The following is a 5,027-nucleotide window of genomic DNA, read 5'->3' as shown; positions in this document are numbered from 1 at the left end:
GGCCATTGTTCGTTCAGCGCACTCTACTTGTGCGACACCAGGTTCCAGCCGGTAACGGTCTCCGGCTTGCGCGGAGCCGGGCCGGTGTAGATGGCGGCCGGGCGGACCAGCTTGCCGAGCTGCTTCTGCTCCAGGATGTGGGCACACCAGCCGGCGGTGCGGCCACAGGTGAACATGGCGGGCATCATGTGCGCCGGAACCTCGGCGAAGTCCAGGATCACGGCGGCCCAGAACTCGACATTGGTCTCGATGGCGCGGTCGGGGCGACGCTCGCGCAGCTCGGCCAGGGCGGCCTGCTCCAGCGCGGCGGCGACCTCGAAGCGCGGGGCGTCCAGGCGCTGGGCGGTGGCGCGCAGCACGCGGGCGCGCGGGTCCTCGGCGCGGTAGACGCGGTGGCCGAAGCCCATCAGCTTTTCCTTGCGGTCCAGGATGCCCTTGACCAGAGCCCGTGCGTCGCCGGACTTCTCGACGGCTTCGATCATCGGGAGCACGCGGGCCGGCGCGCCGCCGTGCAGCGGGCCGGACATGGCGCCGATGGCGCCGGACAGCGAGGCCGCCACGTCGGCGCCGGTGGAGGCGATGACGCGGGCGGTGAAGGTGGAGGCGTTCATGCCGTGCTCGGCGGCGGACACCCAGTAGGCGTCGATGGCCTCGATGTGACGCGGGTCCGGGTCACCCTTCCAGCGGGTCATGAACCGCTCGGTAATGGTGGCCGATTCGTCGATCTTCGACTGTGGCACGGCGGGCTGGTAGATGCCGCGCGCCGACTGGGCGACATAGGACAGCGCCATGACCGAGGCGCGGGCGAGGTTCTCGCGGGCGGTGTCGTCGTCGATGTCGAGCAGCGGCTCGTAACCCCAGATCGGGGCCAGCATGGCCAGGCCGGCCTGCACGTCGACGCGGACGTCGCCGGTATGGATGGGGAGCGGGAACGGTTCGGCGGGCGGTAGGCCGCGGCCGAACTCGCCGTCCACGAGCAGGGCCCAGACATCACCGAAGGTGACCCGGTTGCCGACCAGATCCTCGATGTCGACGCCGCGGTACCGGAGCGCACCGCCGTCCTTGTCCGGTTCGGCGATATCGGTGGTGAAGGCCACCACACCTTCGAGACCGCTCACGAAGCCGTCGGGGACGACATTGGGTACCGCAGCGCTGGCAGTCATGTTGTGACTCTCCTTGCATGTCGGGCTGCCCGATCCCTGAGCAGCCACGCCGATCACCTGGAGCTTAACCCCCGCATTACTCCGGAGTAACGTCTGGCCCATGGTTGACCAGGAGAAATTCGCTACATCCGACCTCGATCTCGCGACCTTGCGCGTCGAGTACGGAGTCGATCAAGGCGACAACCATCCGCCCCGCGATACCGACCTGGACGAGACCTGGCTGGCCGAGGGCTGGGAGCCGTTGCTGCGCAATTGGATCGAGGACGCCACCAGCGCGGGCCTGACCGACCCGAACTCGATGGTGCTGAGCACCGTCGAGATCACCGAGACCGGTCCGCGGCCGTCGTCGCGAACCGTCTTGTGCAAGGGGCTTTCTCCCGAGGGTGTGACTTTTTACACGAATTACGACTCGTTCAAGGGCCGTCAGCTGACCCAAACCGCCTACGCGTCGGCCACATTCGTCTGGCAGGCGATGGGGCGGCAGGTGACGGTGCGCGGCCCGGTGCTGCGGGTGCCCGCCGAGGCCACCGAGGCGTACTGGCAGTCCCGGCCGCGCGGCTCGCGACTGGGGGCGTGGGCGTCGGAGCAGTCGCGGACCATCGCCTCTCGGGCCGAGCTGGATGAGCGCATGGCCGCGACCGAGGCCCGGTTCGCCGAGGTGGACGACATTCCGGTGCCGCCGTTCTGGGGCGGCTTCCAGATCCGGCCGGAGACCGTCGAGTTCTGGCAGGGCCGCCGCAGCCGCATGCACAACCGCATCCGGGTGACCGTGGAACCGGGCAATTCGGACGTGTCGGCCATGAAAGTCGAACGCCTCCAACCCTGACGCCCCGGCAAGGCCCCGAAGGAGTTGGATATCTCACGTTCAAATGATGGGATGATCGGTCCAAAATAAGTCGGTGACGCTGCTCGCCGACATAACTCCATTACGGAATCCCGACTACCGGAGGCTCTGGACCACCGGCATCGTCACCGTGATCGGCGCGCAGCTGTCCGTCGTAGCCGTCCCCAAACAGCTCTACGACATCACCCACAGTTCCTCCTACGTCGGCCTGGCCGGACTGTTCGGCCTCGTCCCGCTCATCGTGTTCGGGCTCTGGGGCGGCGCGCTCGCCGACGCCATGGACCGCCGCAAGATGCTGCTCGTCACCTCGGCGGGCACCGGCCTGACCGCGCTCGCCTTCTGGGCGCAGGCCGCGGCTGGGCTGAACAATGTGTGGCTGGTGCTGATCCTGTTCGCGGCGCAGCAGGCGTTCTTCGCCATGAACCAGCCCGCCCGCAGTGCCATCTACCCGCGCCTGCTGCCGCCCGAGCAGCTGCCCGCGGCGAACTCGCTGAGCATGACGGTCATGCAGTTCGGCGCGATCGCCGGACCGGTGCTGGCGGGCATGCTGATTCCGCTCGCGGGCCTGTCCACGCTGTACCTGCTGGACGCCATCGCGCTGCTGGCCACGCTGTGGGCCACCTGGAAGCTGCCGCCCATCCCGCCGCACGGCGAAGCCCGCCGGGCGGGGCTGCGCGAGGTGTTCGACGGCTTCGCCTATCTGGCCACCCAGCGCATCCTGCTGGCCTCCTTCGCGGTGGACGTGGTGGCCATGGTGTTCGGCATGCCGCGCGCCCTGTTCCCGCAGATCGCCCAGGACAGCTTCGGCGACTCCGCTTCGGGCGGAACGGCTCTGGGGCTGCTGTTCGCGGCCATGTCGGTGGGCGCGGTGCTGGGCGGGGTGTTCTCCGGCTGGCTGTCGCGGGTGCGGCGGCAGGGCCTGGCCGTGGTGGTCTGCATCGTGCTGTGGGGTCTGGGCATGGTCGGGTTCGGCCTGGCCGTGGGCCTGGCCGGGCACGGGCTGAGCGTGACCCTGGCACTCTGGATCGCGCTGGCCTGCCTGGCCTTCGGCGGCGCGGTCGACATGTTCTCGGCGGCCTTGCGCACGACCATGTTGCAGTCGGTGGCGACCGACGAGATGCGCGGGCGGTTGCAGGGCGTGTTCATCGTTGTCGTGGCGGGTGGACCGCGCATCGGTGATGTTGCGCACGGTTTCGCGGCAGCGGCGGTGGGTACCGCGGTGGCCGCCGCGGGCGGCGGCGTGCTCGTCGTGGTCGGCATGATGCTGGCCGTCGTGGCATTTCCCGCGTTCGTGCGTTATCGGGTGGCACGTGCCTATTCGGAGGTGCCGGTCGCCTGAGGTCCGGCGTTCATGCGCATAGCACATGACCGCCGCTCGCCTCACCCGCGAACGACGTGACTGTGAGGTAGTCGAGGGACACCCTCATTACTCGGGCGTAGTGGACAGCGGCTAGCGTTGAGTACAAGCGCATCGTGTGTCACCCGCGTCGATGCCTACGGTTTCAAGCCTGAGAGGGATCCTTCCGTGCCCGCTGAGAACATCATCAACGTCGACGACGACGCCAAGCCGGTACTGCAATACCCGGGCGGCGAGTACCCGATGACCGTCGCCAAGGCTGTCGAGGGTAATGACGGGATCGACCTGGGCAAGCTGCTCGCCAGCACCGGGTACACGACCTACGACCCCGGCTTCATGAACACCGCGTCGACCAAGTCGGCCATCACCTACATCGACGGCGAGGCGGGCATCCTGCGCTACCGCGGGTACCCGATCGAGCAGCTCGCGGGCAAGGCGACCTTCATCGAGGTCAGCTACCTGCTCATCTACGGCGAGCTGCCGACCCCGACGCAGCTCGACGACTTCACCGACCGGATTCGCCGGCACACCCTGCTGCACGAGGACCTGAAGCGGTTCTTCGACGGCTTCCCGCGCAACGCGCACCCGATGCCGGTGCTGTCGTCGGCGGTCAACGCGCTGTCGGCGTACTACCAGGACTCGCTGGACCCGCGCGACCCCGAGCAGGTCGAGCTGTCCACCATCCGACTACTCGCCAAGCTGCCGACCATCGCGGCCTACGCGTACAAGAAGTCGGTCGGCCAGCCGTTCCTGTACCCGGACAACTCGCTGTCGCTGGTGGAGAACTTCCTGCGGATGACCTTCGGCTTCCCGGCCGAGCCCTACGAGGTCGACCCGGAGATCGCCGCCGCGCTGGACATGCTGCTGGTCCTGCACGCCGACCACGAGCAGAACTGCTCGACTTCGACCGTGCGCCTGGTCGGTTCGTCCGACGCCAACCTGTTCACCTCGGTGTCCGGCGGCATCAACGCGCTCTGGGGCCCGCTGCACGGCGGCGCCAACCAGGCCGTGCTGGAGATGCTCGACGAGATCAAGGCCAATGGCGGCGACGTCAAGGAGTTCGTCCGCAAGGTCAAGAACAAGGAAGACGGCGTGAAGCTCATGGGCTTCGGGCACCGCGTCTACCGCAACTACGACCCGCGCGCGACGCTGGTCAAGCAGGTCGCGGACGGCATCCTGGCCAAGATCGGTGGCGACGACCAGCTGCTCGACATCGCCAAGGCGCTCGAAGAGGCCGCCCTGACCGACGAGTACTTCATCGAGCGTCGCCTGTACCCGAACGTCGACTTCTACACCGGCGTCATCTACCGGGCCATGGGCTTCCCGACCCGCATGTTCACCGTGCTGTTCGCCATGGGCCGCCTGCCGGGCTGGATCGCCCACTGGCGCGAGATGCACAGCGAGCCGCTGAAGATCGGCCGTCCGCGCCAGATCTACACCGGCTACGGCGAGCGCGCCTACGTGGAGATCAACGGTCGTTGATCCCTCGGGCTCTGTGCCCGAACGCTTTTCCGGGAAATCCCCGTCGTCACACCTCGTGGCGGCGGGGATTTCTCGTTGACGATGACCTGTCGTTGACAAGGACTTGTTAAGGATCTCGCTGGCGCGCGGCGGCACTCTTGTTCTCACGGGGGTCAGCTGCCGCGGCGGGGGCGGCAGCTGG

Annotated in this window: 4 protein-coding genes; 3 read left to right on the top strand and 1 reads right to left on the bottom strand. The window is 67.9% G+C overall.

Features of this window, described 5'->3' with window-relative positions; genetic code table 11:
* Nucleotides 1-23: 23 nt before the first annotated feature.
* Nucleotides 24-1,163, bottom strand: coding sequence for a citrate synthase 2 (locus tag ACFV4K_RS34625; protein ID WP_357089453.1), 1,140 nt, complete (start codon nucleotides 1,161-1,163; stop codon nucleotides 24-26).
* Nucleotides 1,164-1,263: 100 nt separating this feature from the next.
* On the opposite strand from ACFV4K_RS34625, the gene pdxH reads away from it, so the two are divergent.
* The 3 genes from pdxH (at nucleotide 1,264) to ACFV4K_RS34610 (ending at nucleotide 4,846) form a co-directional block, all read left to right on the top strand.
* Nucleotides 1,264-1,989: a pyridoxamine 5'-phosphate oxidase gene (gene pdxH / locus ACFV4K_RS34620; protein ID WP_379280533.1), complete on the top strand. Its 726-nt coding sequence runs from the start codon at nucleotides 1,264-1,266 to the stop codon at nucleotides 1,987-1,989.
* A gap of 73 nt (nucleotides 1,990-2,062) precedes the next feature.
* Entirely contained in the window at nucleotides 2,063-3,346 is a 1,284-nt protein-coding gene (locus tag ACFV4K_RS34615) for an MFS transporter (protein WP_379280532.1), read from the top strand.
* 186 nt (nucleotides 3,347-3,532) lie between these two features.
* A complete protein-coding gene (locus tag ACFV4K_RS34610) occupies nucleotides 3,533-4,846 on the top strand; it encodes a citrate synthase (protein ID WP_379280531.1) in 1,314 nt (437 codons plus the stop codon).
* Nucleotides 4,847-5,027 lie beyond the last annotated feature (181 nt).

The sequence above is a fragment of the Nocardia sp. NPDC059764 genome, assembly GCF_042732555.1.
Lineage (GTDB): Bacteria > Actinomycetota > Actinomycetes > Mycobacteriales > Mycobacteriaceae > Nocardia.
This window is presented reverse-complemented; position numbering and strand designations above follow the sequence as displayed.